10 protein-coding genes are annotated in these 14,740 nt (G+C 64.4%); 2 read left to right on the top strand and 8 right to left on the bottom strand.

The genetic code is table 11. The annotated features are described in order from the left end of the window. Positions 1 to 28 precede the first annotated feature (28 nt). Positions 29 to 1,051, top strand: coding sequence for a nucleotidyltransferase family protein (locus tag ACGF7Y_RS09170; RefSeq protein ID WP_393231264.1), 1,023 nt, complete (start codon positions 29 to 31; stop codon positions 1,049 to 1,051). Positions 1,052 to 1,948: 897 nt separating this feature from the next. On the opposite strand, the gene ACGF7Y_RS09165 is transcribed toward ACGF7Y_RS09170, so the two are convergent. The 8 genes from ACGF7Y_RS09165 to ACGF7Y_RS09130 form a co-directional block, all read right to left on the bottom strand. Next, complete coding sequence (locus ACGF7Y_RS09165; protein WP_393231261.1) at positions 1,949 to 3,664, bottom strand: hypothetical protein; 1,716 nt, start codon at positions 3,662 to 3,664, stop codon at positions 1,949 to 1,951. Positions 3,665 to 4,112: 448 nt separating this feature from the next. Beyond that, positions 4,113 to 4,775, bottom strand: a complete 663-nt coding sequence (locus ACGF7Y_RS09160; RefSeq protein WP_393231259.1) for a hypothetical protein — start codon at positions 4,773 to 4,775, stop codon at positions 4,113 to 4,115. After that, positions 4,772 to 6,442 (bottom strand): ABC transporter family substrate-binding protein, encoded by a 1,671-nt coding sequence (locus tag ACGF7Y_RS09155; protein ID WP_393231257.1) that lies wholly within the window; start codon positions 6,440 to 6,442, stop codon positions 4,772 to 4,774. Before ACGF7Y_RS09155 ends, ACGF7Y_RS09160 begins: the two co-directional genes overlap by 4 nt. A gap of 39 nt (positions 6,443 to 6,481) precedes the next feature. Then, positions 6,482 to 8,182 carry an ABC transporter family substrate-binding protein gene (locus ACGF7Y_RS09150; RefSeq protein ID WP_393231254.1) on the bottom strand — a complete coding sequence of 567 codons (1,701 nt, stop codon included), beginning with the start codon at positions 8,180 to 8,182 and terminating at the stop codon, positions 6,482 to 6,484. Then, entirely contained in the window at positions 8,179 to 9,864 is a 1,686-nt protein-coding gene (locus ACGF7Y_RS09145; RefSeq protein ID WP_393231252.1) for an ABC transporter family substrate-binding protein, read from the bottom strand. The genes ACGF7Y_RS09150 and ACGF7Y_RS09145 overlap by 4 nt, the downstream gene beginning before the upstream one ends. A gap of 13 nt (positions 9,865 to 9,877) precedes the next feature. Next, entirely contained in the window at positions 9,878 to 11,746 is a 1,869-nt protein-coding gene (locus tag ACGF7Y_RS09140) for an ABC transporter ATP-binding protein (RefSeq protein WP_393231249.1), read from the bottom strand. Continuing rightward, positions 11,743 to 12,663 carry an ABC transporter permease gene (locus ACGF7Y_RS09135; RefSeq protein ID WP_393231246.1) on the bottom strand — a complete coding sequence of 307 codons (921 nt, stop codon included), beginning with the start codon at positions 12,661 to 12,663 and terminating at the stop codon, positions 11,743 to 11,745. The genes ACGF7Y_RS09140 and ACGF7Y_RS09135 overlap by 4 nt, the downstream gene beginning before the upstream one ends. Next, entirely contained in the window at positions 12,660 to 13,637 is a 978-nt protein-coding gene (locus ACGF7Y_RS09130; RefSeq protein ID WP_040864240.1) for an ABC transporter permease, read from the bottom strand. Before ACGF7Y_RS09130 ends, ACGF7Y_RS09135 begins: the two co-directional genes overlap by 4 nt. A 168-nt stretch (positions 13,638 to 13,805) precedes the next feature. Here ACGF7Y_RS09130 and ACGF7Y_RS09125 point away from each other — a divergent pair, with 168 nt between their 5' ends. Next, positions 13,806 to 14,633, top strand: coding sequence for an HAD family hydrolase (locus ACGF7Y_RS09125; RefSeq protein ID WP_357123073.1), 828 nt, complete (start codon positions 13,806 to 13,808; stop codon positions 14,631 to 14,633). Positions 14,634 to 14,740: the final 107 nt, after the last annotated feature.

The raw sequence follows: 14,740 nt of genomic DNA, 5'->3' as shown, positions 1-14,740 counted from the left end.
CGCGGGACGAGCTGACAGTATGACCCTCGTGAATATGGCGATCAGGCAAAAGGTGGCCGGAGCGCTTGCCACTCTGATTGAACTAACTGATAGAAAAGACTTGTTCTACCCGCAAGTGCGAGAATTCCTCAGAACTAATTTGAACGCCAATCGCATCCGGAATCGGGTGTTGACCTCGGAAGCAGTTCAGATCGCCGGCGCACTGCAGGAAAGGGGATTTCCGGCGTTAGCGACAAAAGGCGTTGTGCTGCAGTATCTGCTCTACAATGGCGATGGGTCGCGGCGGTTGTCGGATATCGACTTCATGATTCATCCCGAAAATAAGCATGCCGCCACCACGGCATTGCTGGATCTCGGATTCGAATTCGGAACCTATGACCGTTACACTCATCGAATCAACCCGCTCAGCAGGGAGAACGAGCTGGTCTATCGGATGTACCCCGACCATTTGCCGCATGCGGTAAAAATGCGAGATGACCCTTTGGTGCCATTTGTCATGGTGGATTTCGCATTCAGTCTCACCTGGTTCCAGTCGCCCTGGCAGGTTGATATGGGTCGCGCGCTGGCTGATCCGATGACGGTACTTCCTAGAGAAGATTTTGCCTGCGCTCAAGGCTTTTCTGGAGCTATCAGTTCACTCTCCCGCCCTTTCCTCTGGCTGTTTACCGTTCTTCATCTTTTCCGGGAGACATGGATTGCGCGGGACGCCCTTCAGGGTGGGTCTACACTGGCGCAATATCGAGATGTCATCCAGTTGTGGAAAATTATGACACCCGAGGCGAAGTCCGAAGCTCGCCGTATCATGATGGACAGTCGAACGGTGTTTCCTGTCAAGTGGATTTACGAGCACACTGATAAATTGTTCGGGACAACGATATGCGATGAGCTGGACATCGGTGATCCACTCCCCGAATATCTTCTTGATACCGCCCTCGGCCCGAGCGACACGGTCCTGACCTGGTGCGACACTCTGGAGCACCGGCTATTTTCAGGGCGGGCAGCAGAGTTTGTCCCCAGTGGAACAATTCGTCTCGAAGATCTCGCGTGGTAATTCCGTCGGCGACCTGCCAGGGTGCGGGGCTGCGCCGCCACGGGGATGCGAGGTGGGCAGCGTGATTTCAAGGATCAGCGTATTCGCGAAAGAATAGCGGCGAGTCGCGCCGCTATCGCAAATCGAGCGGCGAGGTGAATTCGATGGGCGTTCATGTTCTGGAGTCGGAGGTGTCCCGGTCGGGCGATTACGCCCGGTGCGGACGTGGTCTCAGCGACCGCGACACCGCCGATCCCCGGCTTTATCCGGCTTGTCCAAGCACGGACCATATGAGCACCCTGGCCATCGGTGCTCTGTCCATTATCCAGGCGCCGTCACCCGCCGGCCGGAGCGGTAATTCCCTTCCCCGGTGGCCGTGAGAACCCGAAGACGCCGGTATGGTTATACGCACCTCGGTGGCCACGGAGGATCGAGCTTCTCACAGGGGGGTGGGGATCCCTCCGCAATGTAACTTGCAGTCGGTGATTGTCCTCCTGGTTGTATTGCAGGGAAATTCAGGAGAACGATCGGACCCGGAAGGATTATTCCAAAGAATATGATGATCCCCATGGGGCGTCCAACGATTTTGCTCATGTACAACTCCTGTCGCTTGATTTACTTCTATTCATGCGAGTGATGTTGAAACGGACTCATCAAGGCGCTGCGATTCGATGGGCGTGGAGAACGACGAATCGGTGTGTTGAAAGGTTCGACTGATCTCGGACCGCCTTTACCTTGACAGTTGATACACCTGAACCGATCGCCTCCTCCCGACACCTTTTCGTCGCCGGTGTGATGTCTCGCGCCAGCGGTCGACAGGGACGCGGGTCGCCCGCGCTCGGCGGCGCTGATCTTTGCGGTAGTTCGGGGGCGGTGCGCGCGGGGCCGCAGGTAGCGGGTGGGTTTCGATGGCCGTGCTCACGGCTGGGTCTTTGCCGGATATTCGGGTTCGCGGAGAAGCTGAGCTGGTTGTGCCTCTAGTTCTGCTCTGGCAGATGCGCTGAGGAACGCGGTGGCGATGGTGCTCACTGTGGAGTCGGCATGACGGATTGCGGTGGTCAGCCGGGTGCTTCGATAGAGTAGGCCAGGGTCTCGGCGGGCGGCCGCCCATTCCGCGGCGTCGTCTTCGATGCGCTGTCGCCAGATGAGTTGTGATTGGTTCTCGGTGATCCAGCCGCGCAGCCGTTCCCACTCCAGCAGTGCGTCGTGCACAAGGTAGGCATGCTGGGACTCCAAGGTGATCAGCCGCGCATCCACCAAGCGGTGAACAAGCTCAGGACCGGTGCTGGTGCAAGCGGCGATGCGAGCGAGTTCCTTGGTCGGTGTCCGGCAGCGGGTGACGGTGCTGTCGCGATGGACGGTCACCAATGCAAGCAGAATGTGGCGCGTATCGCGCTGTTCTGCCGACGTCGACGCCTCCCAGATCTGTTCGGCTATTCGACCAACCACTCCGGCCACGCCCCCGACCCGATGATAGGCCGCGAGTTCCAGTCGACTTCCGAACTGACAGGCCCACATCGATCGCATGGTCGCCGACAGCACAGGTAGGACACCGGCGTTGATGGTCGGCCGGTCGCTGCCCGGTCGGCCTCCTTCGAGTTCGGTGACAAGTAGTTCTGCCACAGCGGGATCGACTGCGATTCCGCGTGTGCGTGGTGGCCCGATGATGGCCGACATCAGCTCCTGACGACGTGGGTGGTTCAGTGTGAAGCTGTTGTGCTGTACGGCATGCGCAAGCCACGGACATTGCAAACAGTTGACGACCTGGTCAGAACGCACCGCAACGAGGACCGACGCGAATGTCGACACCTGCTTCAACCAGATCAGGAACGCCTCGCGGACCGTGGCATCGACCTCGGGCTGGTACAAATGTTCGAATTGGTCGACGATCAGCAGCAGCCGACGGTCACCGGCCCATCGCCGCACGGCATCGAGATCAGAACCCGGTCCGCCGAAACTATCTGTGGCACGGAATATGCGCTTCAGCGAACCGAGAGGATTGTGGTCTGCCGCAGTGACAGCGACCGCCCACTGCGTCGATTCCGCGCTCAGAGCCGGAATCACACCCCCACGTAGCAGCGCGGTCTTGCCGATACCAGAAGCGCCGGTCAGCACGATGACATCGGCATCGCGTTGCGAACATGCCGATGTTCGGATCATTTTCAGGATGGACGCAATGGCGCGCTGTCGCCCGAAGAAGGCGGGATCGTGCCGTTCGAAGAACCCATCGGCATCCGGATACGGCGGCTCGGTCGCGGTACCAGATGCGGTGACCGGGGCGCTGCGCGCCGCTGCCCACAACGATCTCCAGGCGCGTAGATGCACTGTCCCGGTCACTGTTCCGGCGCGGCGTCGTGCCCGGGCGCCCAAGACGTTCAGCACCGGAGCCAGTGATTCGAACCGCGCCGGAACGTTGCGTCCGTTCATCCAGTCGCTGATCCTCTGGGCTGTTGCGTGTGCTGAACGGGTCTCGCCGTCGGCATCGCGCACCTGCTGCTGGGCGAGCGTGGCGACATGCCGCAACGAGGGAGCGCCCGCGTCCCGATGCAAGGCGGATAGTCGTCGTGCGAATTCCTCGCGCGCGGACGTGCCATGGGTGGCGTACTTGGCTATGGCGGATGATGCCGGCTTCATGTGTTCCCCCCGAAGAGTGTGACGACCGCGTCGTCGTTGACGACGGGATCGGTTGTGTCTCTACAAAAGGCTTAGACGACGGCCGGGTTGATTCAGTTCCATCGAAGTGCGGATGTTTTCGCTCCCGCCAGCAGTACGCCTCGAGGGCGCGGAGGTGCGACCAGCCGGTCACCATCGCGGTACGCCGCCATGAACCTGCACCGTCCTGTGTCCGGTCCGGACGGCATTTGCCTCTGTATGACCTGCGCGGTCGTTGTCTGCGACACGATCCTTCAGTTGCGGTTGCCGTCAGCTGTGCCCTAGCGTTCCTGCCGCGGTAGACGGCCGTACCACGACACACCCGTCCACCAGACGCGACCGACCTCCTCGCACCGGTCAGTCGATTGTGGATAAACCCACACGCGCAGGCGCTGTCACACAACGAACCGAATCCGCATGGAAGTGGATATCAGGTCGGGTCGGACCCCTGGATGGCGGAGAGCCAGATCGTCGTGGTGGCGGCGACGGTAGCGGCGGCGACGAAAGCGGGCAGGCCGCCGTCGTCGATATAGACCCATAAGAGAGCGGCGATGGGCGCGGCGACGGTGGATTGGGCATCGAGCAGGAGGCGGCGGCGCGGGCGCATGGCCATCGCGGTGTGGGCGACAGCATCTTGGTCGGGGCGGCTGGGGTTGTCGATCAGGCGGCCGGGAGGTTCGGCGTTGCGGATCCGGCCGGAGGGGTAGAGGCGTTGCTCGCCGAGATGGATCGTGCGGCCGGTGAGCTTCGCCTCGGCTCCGGGGAGGGTGGCCAGCGCCGGGTCGAAATACACGGGAAGCCAGTACGGACGGTCGGTTCCTTCGATTTGTAACCACGACCGGTTGGTCAGGCGGTGCTGTTGCCGGATGCGTGTGACTCGTACGGTCTGCGCTGAGCCGGAACGCCGGAACGGCAGCAGGCCGAATGCGAGGACGAGCCGGTATCCCGTGTACGAGATGATGCCGAGCATGACGGCCGCGATCCCGGCCACCTGATCCAACGTGCCGAACGGCGCCCAAGCGGCACAGACCGCGAGGGCGCCGCACGTCACCGCGACCGGATAGGCCAGCGGGTGGCCCGATCCAGAACTCACTTCAGGAAGCCGACCTTGGTGTAGTCGCGCGAGGCGAGGCCGAACGCACCGTAGTTCGCCAGGTCGGTTCGGGCCGCGTAGGTGCCCGCCGCCTGGTGCAGCGGGATGGAGTAGCCCTCTTCGAAGATCATCCGATCGCACTCGTTGGCCAGCTGTATGGCCTTGTCCGGGTCGAGCTCGGAAAGTGTCCGGTCGATCAGCGCGTTGAGTTCCGGGGTACCGATCCGCGCCTTGTTGCCCTGCAGGTTGTTCGGATCGTAGTAGTAGATCTGCCGCAGTCCGCTCAGCGGGAGAACGCTGCCGTTCCAGCTGAATTGGGCCAGATCGAAGTTACCGGGGTCGATGACGTTGGTGAACAGCCCGGTGCCGGGCACGGTCTGGATGCTCAGCTTCACTCCGACCCTCGCGAGGTTCTGCTGCACGATCTGCGCGGTCTGCACCCACTGATCCTGCTGGTACATCACGTCGCGGAGTTCGAGCCTGCGACCGTCCTTCTCGCGGACATCGCCGTTGAGTTTCCAGCCGAGGGCGTCCAACATGCGGGCCGCCTCGTCCGGGTCGTAGGCGATGGGCGCCGCGTTGTCCTGGTAGCCCTTCTGCCCCGACACGAAGACGTGATTGTTCAGCGGCTTGGGATCGTCGACGACGCCGTGCTGCGAGGCGGTGACCACTCCCTGCCGGTCGATCGCCTTGGAGATGGCGATTCTCAGCTGTGGATCGGCGAGCAGGGAACCGGGTGCTCCGTTGAACGTGATGTGCGACCAGGTCGGCTCGGGCGTGCGCCGGATGACCACGTTCGCGGCATTGCGCGCCGCGCTGACGTTCTCGATGCCGGACATGTAGGCGATATCGAGTTCGTTGTTCTGGATCGCGGGCAGCCAGGCCGAATGGTCGAGCACGCTGAAGGTGACGGAATCGAGCTTCGGCGTATCGCCCCACCACTTGGGATTGCGCCCGAGCACGATGCGATTCTGGCTGCGGTCGATGGAGGTGACCACGAAGGGGCCCGCGCTTTGCGGCAGCCCGTTCCTGGCCGCGTTGGTGAAGGCGTCGGGGGTCGCGGTGACCGACTTCGGGTACAGCGGGCTGAACAGGCCTTGCCATTCGCCATACGGTTGGTCGAAGGTCACCACGGCTTGCCGGTCATCGGCGCCCCGCTCGACCTTGCCGACCCGTTCGAAACCACCGGTGGCCGAGACGAGGAACGCGTTGTCCTTACCGCTGAGCGCATTCGCCTGAGACCGGAGATCCTCCCATGTGATCGGCGAGCCATCGGACCAGACGGCCTTCGGGTTGATGGTGTACTCCACCTGCTGCGGGCTGTTGCCGGTCAGCTTGATATCGGTGAAGAAGTTGTGGTCGACGCTCAGTTGCCCCGCCGCGTCGCTGACGAAGGCGGCGGGCATCGTCGCTTCGGCTATGTAGAAGACGGTTTCCGTTCCGCCGTCTACGTGCAGATAGTTGAAAGTCTCCGGAAAATTGGAGAGTGCCAGCCGCAGGTTGCCGCCGTCGCGCAGTTCGCTCGGGTCCCTCGGGTTGATGTCGTTGGTGCTGCCGACCGTGCTGGAGCCCGGGGTCACTCCGTTGTCATCGCCACAGCCGGTGACTGCCAGCCCTACGACGACCAGCGATAAGGCCAGCCGGGCACACGCAGAGGTAATCCGCATGGTGATCCTTCCTGCTCGTTGCGTCCTACGGAAACGACCTCACTTCTCGAAGCCCACCCGGAGGTAGTCCGTGGAAGCCAGCCCGAAGGCGCCGAAGTTGGCCAGGCCCGCACGGACCGCTACGTTGCCGGCCGATTGCGCGACGGGCACCGAATGACCCAGCTCGAAGATCATCCGGTCGGCCTTGTTCGCAAGCTCGATCGCCTTCTCGGGGTCGAGTTCGGAGATGGTCTGCTCGATCAGCGCGTTCAGTTCGGGTGACCCGATCCGCCCCTTGTTGCTGAGCGTATTCGCTGGGTCGTAGGCGTAGATCTGGGGCAGCGCGCCGAGCGGGAAAATGCTTCGTTGCCAGCTGAACTGAGCGATGTCGAAGTTGCCCGGGTCGATGACATCGGTGAACAGGCCGTTGCCGGGGAAGGTCTGGATTTCGAGTTTCACCCCGACCCGAGCCAGATTCTGCTGCATGATCTGCGCCATCTGCACCCAGGTGTCCTGCTGAAACATCACATCCCGGATCACCAGCTTCCGCCCGTCCTTCTCGCGGACGTCGCCGTTGAGCTTCCAACCGAGTTCGTCCAGCATGCGGGCCGCCTCGTCGGGGTTGTAGGCGATCACCGCGGAGTTGTCCTGGTAGCCCTTCTGCCCGTCGAGGTAGATGTGGTTGTTCAGCGGCTTGGGATTCTCCACGATCCCGTTCTGCAGCGCCGTGACGACGCCCTGACGGTCGATCGCCTTCGCGATCGCGACGCGCAGGCGGGGATCCGCGAGAATCGACCCTTGCGCTCCGTTGAACGTGATGTGCGAGTTGGACGGACGCGAAGCGCGACGCACGATGATGCCCGGTGAGTTGGTCGCGGACTTGACCTCCTCGATGCCCGAGATATCGATGGCGTCGAGTTCATTGTTCTGCAAGGCGTTGAGACGGGCCGAATAGTCCAGCACGCTGTAGGTGACGGTGTCCAGTTTCGGCGTCTCGCCCCACCATCTCGGGTTGCGGCTGAGCACGATGCGTTGCTGCGCCCGGTCGACGGAGGTGATCACGAACGGTCCCGCCGACTTGGCGAGCCCGTTGCGGTCACGCTCGTTGAACGCCTGCGGCGTCTCGGTCGATTCCTTCGGCATCAGCTGACTGAACAGGCCCCGCCAATCCGCGTAGTGCTGTCCGAAGGTGGCGATTGCCTGGCGGTCGTCGACGCCGCGCTCGACGCCGGCCAGCCGGCTGTAACCCTGGGTCGCGGAGACCCGGTATTCCGTGTTGCGGCCGCTCAGCGCCTCCGCCTGGGACCGCAGGTCCTCCCAGGTGATCGGGCTGCCGTCGGACCAGACCGCCTTGGGGTTGATGGTGTAGACAACTCGCTGCGGGTTGGTCTCGGTCAGCGCGATGTCGGTGAAGAAATTGTGGTCGATCGACAATTCGCCTGCGGCGTTGGAGGTGATCGGCCCTGGCAATGTCCAGTCGACCACTTCGGAGAGGTCATAGTTGCTGTCGACGTGGTGCGAATTGAACGTCGCGGGGAAATTCGTGATGGCCAGACGCAGGTTGCCGCCGTCGCGCAGTGCGCTCGGCTCCTGGGGATTGATGTCGTTGGTCGAACCCAGCGCGTTGGAACCCGACTTCACCTCGCTGTCGCCCGAGCCGCAGCCGACCAGTAGCGCGAGCGCCGTGCCCACCGTGAGTGCCCGGACGATCACGGTCGGTGTCCGCCGCCGGCGGTTGCGGGTTGGCTGTACTGGTCTCATTTCACGAATCCGATCTCGGTGTAATCGTAGGACGCCAGACCGGGGGAGCCGATATTGGCGAGGTCCGCGCGGGCGCCGAAACTGCCGTCGGACTGGGTCAGCGGCAGGGAATGTCCTTCCTCGAACACTTTCCGGTCGACCTCGTTGGCCAGTTCGATCGCCTTCTTCGGATCGAGTTCGGTCAGCGTGCGCTCGATCAGGGCGTTGAGTTCGGGCGAACCGATGCGACCGTAGTTGCCCTGTAGGTCGTTCGGGTCGTAGTAATAGATCTGCCGGATGTCGCTCATCGCGAAGGCGTCTCCGGAGAAGATGAACTGCGCGGCGTCGAAATCACCGGGAATGATGACGTCGGTGAAATAGCCGGCGCCGGGCTTGGTATCGATGGTCAGCCGTACGCCCACGCGGGCCAGGTTCTGCTGGATGATCTGCGCGATCTGGATCCACAGCGGGTCGTTGTACATCACGTCGCGGATTTCCAGCTTCCGACCGTCCTTCTCACGGACGTCGCCGTTGAGTTTCCAGCCGAGCGCGTCGAGTTCCCGCGCCGCTTGGTCGGGGTCGTAGGCCACCGGCGCCGAATTGTCCCGATAGCCTTCCTGACCCTGTAGGAAGATGTGATTATTCAGCGGCTTCGGGTTCTCGACCAGACCGTTCTGGGTCGCGGTCGCGATACCCTGCCGGTCGATGGCCTTCGAGATCGCCACCCGCAGGCGCGGGTCCGCGAGAATGGAGCCGGGAGCGCCGTTGAAGGTGATGTGCCGCCAGCGGTTACCCGGTGCCCGGCGAATCACCAGCCCATCGGAATTGCGGACGGTCTTGACCTCGTCGATCGAGGCCAGCCGGATCAGGTCGAGTTCATTGTTCTGCAAGGCCCCCACCCAGGCCGCGCTGTCCAGCACGCTGTAGGTGATGGTGTCGAGCTTCGGTGTCTGACCCCACCACCTCGGGTTGCGGCTCAACACGATCCGGCCCTGGGCGCGGTCGGTGGACTGGATCACGAACGGGCCCGCGCTGGGGCCGAGCCGGTCCACCAGCCCCTTGTTGAACGACTCGGGGGTCGCCGTCACCGACTTCGGGAAAAGCGCGGAGTCGCCGGCGAACTGGCCGCGCCATTCACCGAAGGGATGGTTGAAGGTGAGCACGGCCTGCCGATCGTCCACACCGCGCTCGACCTTGTCGACGAACTCGAAGCCATTGGTGATCGCGATCAGGAAGCGCTTATCGCGACCGCTGAGCGCGTGTGCTTGCGCGGCGATGTCCTCCCAGGTGATCGGAGTGCCGTCGGACCACACCGCCGCGGGATTGATCGTGTAGGTGACCTGTTGCGGATCGGTGCCGGTCAGCGCGACATCGGTGAAGAAGTCCTTGTTCACGGTGGAGTTGCCCGCCGCATCGACGGCGAACGCGCGCGGCATGAGCGGACGCTCCAGGTCGCCGATATCACCGTCGTTGCCGTCGACGGACAGCGTGTTCCAGTTCTCCGGAAAACTGGTGACCGCCAGGCGTAGATTGCCGCCTTCGCGCACCTCGTCGCGGTTCTTGGGATTGATATCGCTGGTCGTACCGAGCGCGTCGGACAAACCCTTCGCCGAATCGTCGACGCCCGCGCCGCAGCCCGCGGCGATCAGCGCGAACGCCGCCAAGCCCGCGGTCCATCGCATTCGGTCGAAACGGATCCGCATCGCGCTCTCCTGACTATCGGCTGACTGCTGGAACCGGCACCGCGTCGATCAGCGCCCTGGTGTACTCGTGCCGAGGATCAGCGAATATCTGCTCCGCCGGGCCGTATTCCACGATCTTGCCGCGATACATGACCGCGACGTCGTGCGCCAGATTCCGCACCACCGACAGGTCGTGCGAGACGAACAGGTAGGACAGCCCGCGCTCGGTCTGCAGATCGCGCAACAGGTTGAGCACGCCCGCCTGGATCGAGACGTCCAGCGAGGAGACCGGCTCGTCCAGCACCAGCAGCTCCGGGTCCAGCGCGAGTGCGCGGGCGATGCTGATGCGCTGTTTCTGGCCGCCGGAGAAGTCCGAGGGATAGCGGTCGGCGTGGTCCGGGCGCAGCCCGACCTGCTCGAGCAGTTGCGGGACCCGGCGGACGATTTCGGCCCGCGTTCGCCCGTCGATGCGCAACGGCTCGGCGATCGCGTCGAAGATCGGCAGGCGCGGGTCCAGCGAGGCGGTGGGATCCTGGAAGACGATCTGCATCTTCCGGCGGATCTCCCGCTTGCGCGCCTTGCTCAGCGACGCGACATCGTTGCCCATGATCTCGATGGCGCCCGACTGCGGCGGTATCAGATCGAGAATCTGCGTGAGCGTGGTGGATTTGCCGGAGCCGGACTCCCCGACCAGCGCCAAGGTACGCCCGCCGCGGACCTCGAAGCTGATGCCGTCGACGGCCCTGACCTCCCCCGTGCGGCGGCGCAGTACTACACCCGAGGTGATCGGGAAGACTTTCACCAGATCCGAGACGCGCAAGACCACATCGGACTCCACCTCCGCCACGGCGTCCGGCTCGGCGATCTCGCGGCGGTAGGCCTCGAACAAGTCGTCGGCGCCGACCTCTGCGGTGCGAATGCAGGCGGCGGTATGCCCGGGTTCGACGGCCTCCAGCGGGGGTTCCGCAGTCCTGCATTCGTCGATCGCCACCGGGCAGCGCGGTGCGAACGAGCAGCCCGGCGGCAGGGCGTGCATAGCGGGCGGCGCGCCGACGATCGGGATCAGCGGCTGCCGCGGCGGACCGTCCATGCGCGGAATCGAACCGAGCAGACCGACGGTGTACGGCATTCGCGGCGCACTGAACAGGTCCGCCGCGGTGGCGGTCTCGACGATCCTGCCCGCGTACATGACGGCGACGCGGTCGGCCAGGGTCGCGGCGATGCCCATGTCGTGGGTGATCATGATGACGCCCGCGCCGGTGATGTCGCGCGCTTTGCGCAGCAGATTCAAGATCTGCTTCTGCACGGTCACGTCCAGCGCGGTAGTGGGCTCGTCGCAGATGATCAGCGCCGGATCGTTCGCGATCGCCATCGCGATGACCACGCGCTGGCGCTGGCCACCGGAGAACTCGTGCGGAAACGCCTTGGCCCGCACCTCCGGATCCGGGATGCCGACCAGGTCGAGCAGCTCCACCGCCCGCTTCGCGGCTTCGCGCCTGCCCATCTTGCCGTGCGCGAGCAGGGCTTCGGCGATCTGATCGCCCACCCGGTACACCGGCGTGAGCGCCGACAGCGGGTCCTGGAACACCATGCTGATGGAACTGCCGCGCAGCCTGGACAATTCGCGATCACCGAGCCCGAGCAGTTCGCGTCCGCGGAACCGGATGGATCCGGTGATCCGCGCCTGCTCCGGCAGCAATCCCATCACCGCCAGCGAGGACACCGACTTCCCCGAGCCGGATTCACCGACGATGGCGAGCACCTCGCCGTCGGACACCGTGTAGGTGACGCCGCGGACCGCGTCGATCCGGCCTTCCTCGCTGGGGAAGCTCACCCGCAGATCGGTGATCTCCAGCAGCGGCGCGGTCGAGGCCGTCTTCTCGGTTTCTCCTGCGCCCGTCATGCTTTCGCCTTCTTCTTCGACCGAGCCCGCTTCGCGCCGGGATCGAACGCGTCGCGCAGTCCGTCACCGACGAGGTTGGCGCACAGCACGGTGATGATCAGCAGACCACCCGCGAACAGGAACAGCCAGGGATAGGTCAACGCTGATTTAGTGCCCGCGGCGATCAGCGAGCCGAGCGACACGTCCGGCGGCTGCACGCCGAAACCGAGGAAGCTCAACCCCGTTTCGGCCATGATCGCCGAGCCGACGGTGAGGGTGGTGTCGATGATCAGGATCGAGGCGATATTCGGGAGGACGTGACTGAAGATCACCGTGTGGGTGGGCGCTCCCATGTACCGCGCGGCCCGGACGAATTCGCGATCACGCAGGCCCAATGTCAGCCCGCGCACGATTCGCGCCGAGATCATCCAGCCGAAGCAGGACAGCAGGAGGATCAGCAGCAGGATGGAACCGCTGCCCTTGGTGCGCGGCGCGAACAGCGCGATGATGATGAAACTCGGGACCACCAGCAGCAGATCGACCAGCCACATGATCGCGCGATCGGTCCAGCCGCCGAGCAATCCGGCCAGCGAACCGGCGGTGGCCGCGATCGTGGTGGACAACAGCGCGACGCACAAGCCGATGACCAGCGATTTCTGCAATCCACGCAGAGTCTGCGCGAGCACGTCCTGACCGATCTGGGTGGTGCCGAACGGATGTTTCGCGCTCGGCGGTTTGAGCAGGGCGGTGTAGTCCAGTTCCTGGTAGTCGTAGGCCAGCAAGGGCGGCAGCGCGAAGCTCGCGACGAACAGCGCGATGAGGATCAAGCCACCCGCGACGGCGGGCTTGTTACGCAGAAAGCGCCGCAGGACCAGCCTGCGCCGTCCGGTCGCGGTGACTTCCGGGGCGCCCTGGACGATGATTTCGGCTTCGGTCATCCCACACGCACCCTGGGGTCGAGAATCGCGTACACGATGTCGGACAGCAGACCCGACACCAGCACGACCAGGCCGGCGAACGCGGTCACCGTCACCACGACGTACAGATCCTGCGCGTTGATCGAGTCGACCAGCCACTCCCCGACACCGTGCCAGCCGAAGATCTTCTCGGTGAACGTCGCGCCGGTGATCAGGGCGCCGAGACTGTAGGCGAACAGTGTGGCCATCGGGATCAGCGCCGTGCGCAGGCCGTGCTTGTACAGCGCCTTGCTTCGGGTGAGGCCCTTGGCGCGAGCGGTGCGGATGAAATCGCTCTGCAGCACGTCGAGCATGGCGTTGCGCTGATAGCGGCTGTAGCCCGCCATGGCGCCGAGAGCCAGCGCGGTGGTGGGCAGGATCAGGTGCTGGACGCGGTCGAGCAGCTGCGGCCCGAATCCTTCGATCTTGTTCGCCGACGTCTCGCCGGTATAGAGGAAGATCTGCGACCCGGTAAGCGAGTTGATCTCCAGCGCACCGTATTTCAGTAGCGTCGCGAGCAAGAACACCGGCGTGCTCAAGACCAGTAGCGACACCACCGTGGTGAAGTAGTCGCTGAATTTGTACTGCCGGATCGCGCCCGCGGCGCCGATCAGTACGCCCAGCACCGTGCCGACCAGGGATCCGACGATCAGCAGGCGCAGACTCACCGCGACCCGCCGCGGCAGTTCCCGGCTGACCGGCTGACCGGCCAGCGTGGTGCCGAAGTCGCCGTGCGGAATGCCCGCGAGCCAGGTGATATAGCGCTGCGGGATCGGGTCGTTGAGATGCAACTCCTCGGCCTTGGCGTCGATCACTGCCTGTGGCGGGCGCGGGTTGCGTTGTTCGAGACTGTCCAGCGGCCGGAACGTCAGTGACGCCAGGCTGAACGTCAGGAACGAAGCCAGCAGCAACAGCACGACATAGTTGAGCGCGCGTCGTAGCAGGAAGCCGGTCATCAGTCCTCTGGTCTTTCGGCTGGACGGGGCCAGCGTCGGTATTAGTCCCCGATCATAAGGACGTGGTCGGCGGCGCGCGTGCCACACGACATCCGGGCATGTCCGAGGCTCGGCCGGACACCGGCCCGCAGGACCGGACGGGCGTCGTCCGGCAGGATGGAATGGGTGATGCCCCTGCACCTGCCCAAGCCGAAGATGGTCGCCACCGATGTGGACGGCACGCTCATCGATCACGACGAGCGGGTCACCGCGCGGACCAAGGCAGCGGTAGGCGCCCTGATCGCCGACGGTGTGCCGTTCGTGCTGGCCACGGGGCGTCCGCCACGCTGGATCGATCCCGTGGTGCAGGGCCTGGGTTACGCCCCGCTGTGCGTGTGCGGCAACGGTGCGGTGATCTATGACAGCGCCGCCGACCGGGTGTTGGCCAGCATGACCTTGGATGTGCCGACGCTCGCCTGGCTCGCCGACGTCGCCGAGCGGGCGTTGCCGGGCTGCGGTCTGGCGGCCGAACGCGTCGGCGAGCGCGCGCACGACGCGGTGACCCCGCAGTTCGTCAGCTCGCCGCAGTACGAGCACGCCTGGCTCAACCCGGACGACACCTCGGTCGCCCGCGAGGAGGTCATCGACGCGCCCGCCATCAAGATGCTGATCCGGCTACCCGGCGCGCGCAGCTCGGACATGCGCACCGTGCTCGCCCCGCTGATCGGTGAGCGAGCCGACATCACCTACTCGACCGAGCACGGGCTCATCGAACTGTCCGCGCCCGGCATCACCAAGGCCGCCGGGCTGGCGGTGGTCGCGCAGCGGCTCGGCGTGGACGAGTCGACCATCGTCGCGTTCGGCGACATGCCCAACGACGTCCCCATGCTCACCATGGCGGGCCACGGCGTCGCGATGCGCAACGCCCACCCCGAGGCTATCGCCGCCGCCGACGAGATCGCCGAATCGAACTCCGACGACGGAGTCGCGCGAATTCTCGAACGCTGGTGGATGTAGCGGTGGTACACAGCCGGAGCCCGCGCCGTGGCGCGGGCTCCGAATCAGTCCGACCTGCTGAGTGGTTCGCGATCAGTCCTCGGGTGAGGGTGTGGATGCGGCTTGGG

The sequence above is a fragment of the Nocardia sp. NPDC047654 genome (assembly GCF_043205035.1).
In the GTDB taxonomy this organism is placed as follows: Bacteria; Actinomycetota; Actinomycetes; order Mycobacteriales; family Mycobacteriaceae; genus Nocardia.
This window is presented reverse-complemented; position numbering and strand designations above follow the sequence as displayed.

Excerpts from the sequence above, each read along its gene's own strand:
- ACGF7Y_RS09130 (WP_040864240.1), bottom strand. The coding sequence starts at position 13,637 with ATGACCGGCTTCCTGCTACGACGCGCGCTCAACTATGTCGTGCTGTTG.
- ACGF7Y_RS09150 (WP_393231254.1), bottom strand. The coding sequence starts at position 8,182 with ATGAGACCAGTACAGCCAACCCGCAACCGCCGGCGGCGGACACCGACC.
- ACGF7Y_RS09125 (WP_357123073.1), top strand. The coding sequence starts at position 13,806 with ATGCCCCTGCACCTGCCCAAGCCGAAGATGGTCGCCACCGATGTGGAC.
- ACGF7Y_RS09135 (WP_393231246.1), bottom strand. The coding sequence starts at position 12,663 with ATGACCGAAGCCGAAATCATCGTCCAGGGCGCCCCGGAAGTCACCGCG.
- ACGF7Y_RS09155 (WP_393231257.1), bottom strand. The coding sequence starts at position 6,442 with ATGCGGATTACCTCTGCGTGTGCCCGGCTGGCCTTATCGCTGGTCGTC.
- ACGF7Y_RS09140 (WP_393231249.1), bottom strand. The coding sequence starts at position 11,746 with ATGACGGGCGCAGGAGAAACCGAGAAGACGGCCTCGACCGCGCCGCTG.
- ACGF7Y_RS09145 (WP_393231252.1), bottom strand. The coding sequence starts at position 9,864 with ATGCGGATCCGTTTCGACCGAATGCGATGGACCGCGGGCTTGGCGGCG.
- ACGF7Y_RS09165 (WP_393231261.1), bottom strand. The coding sequence starts at position 3,664 with ATGAAGCCGGCATCATCCGCCATAGCCAAGTACGCCACCCATGGCACG.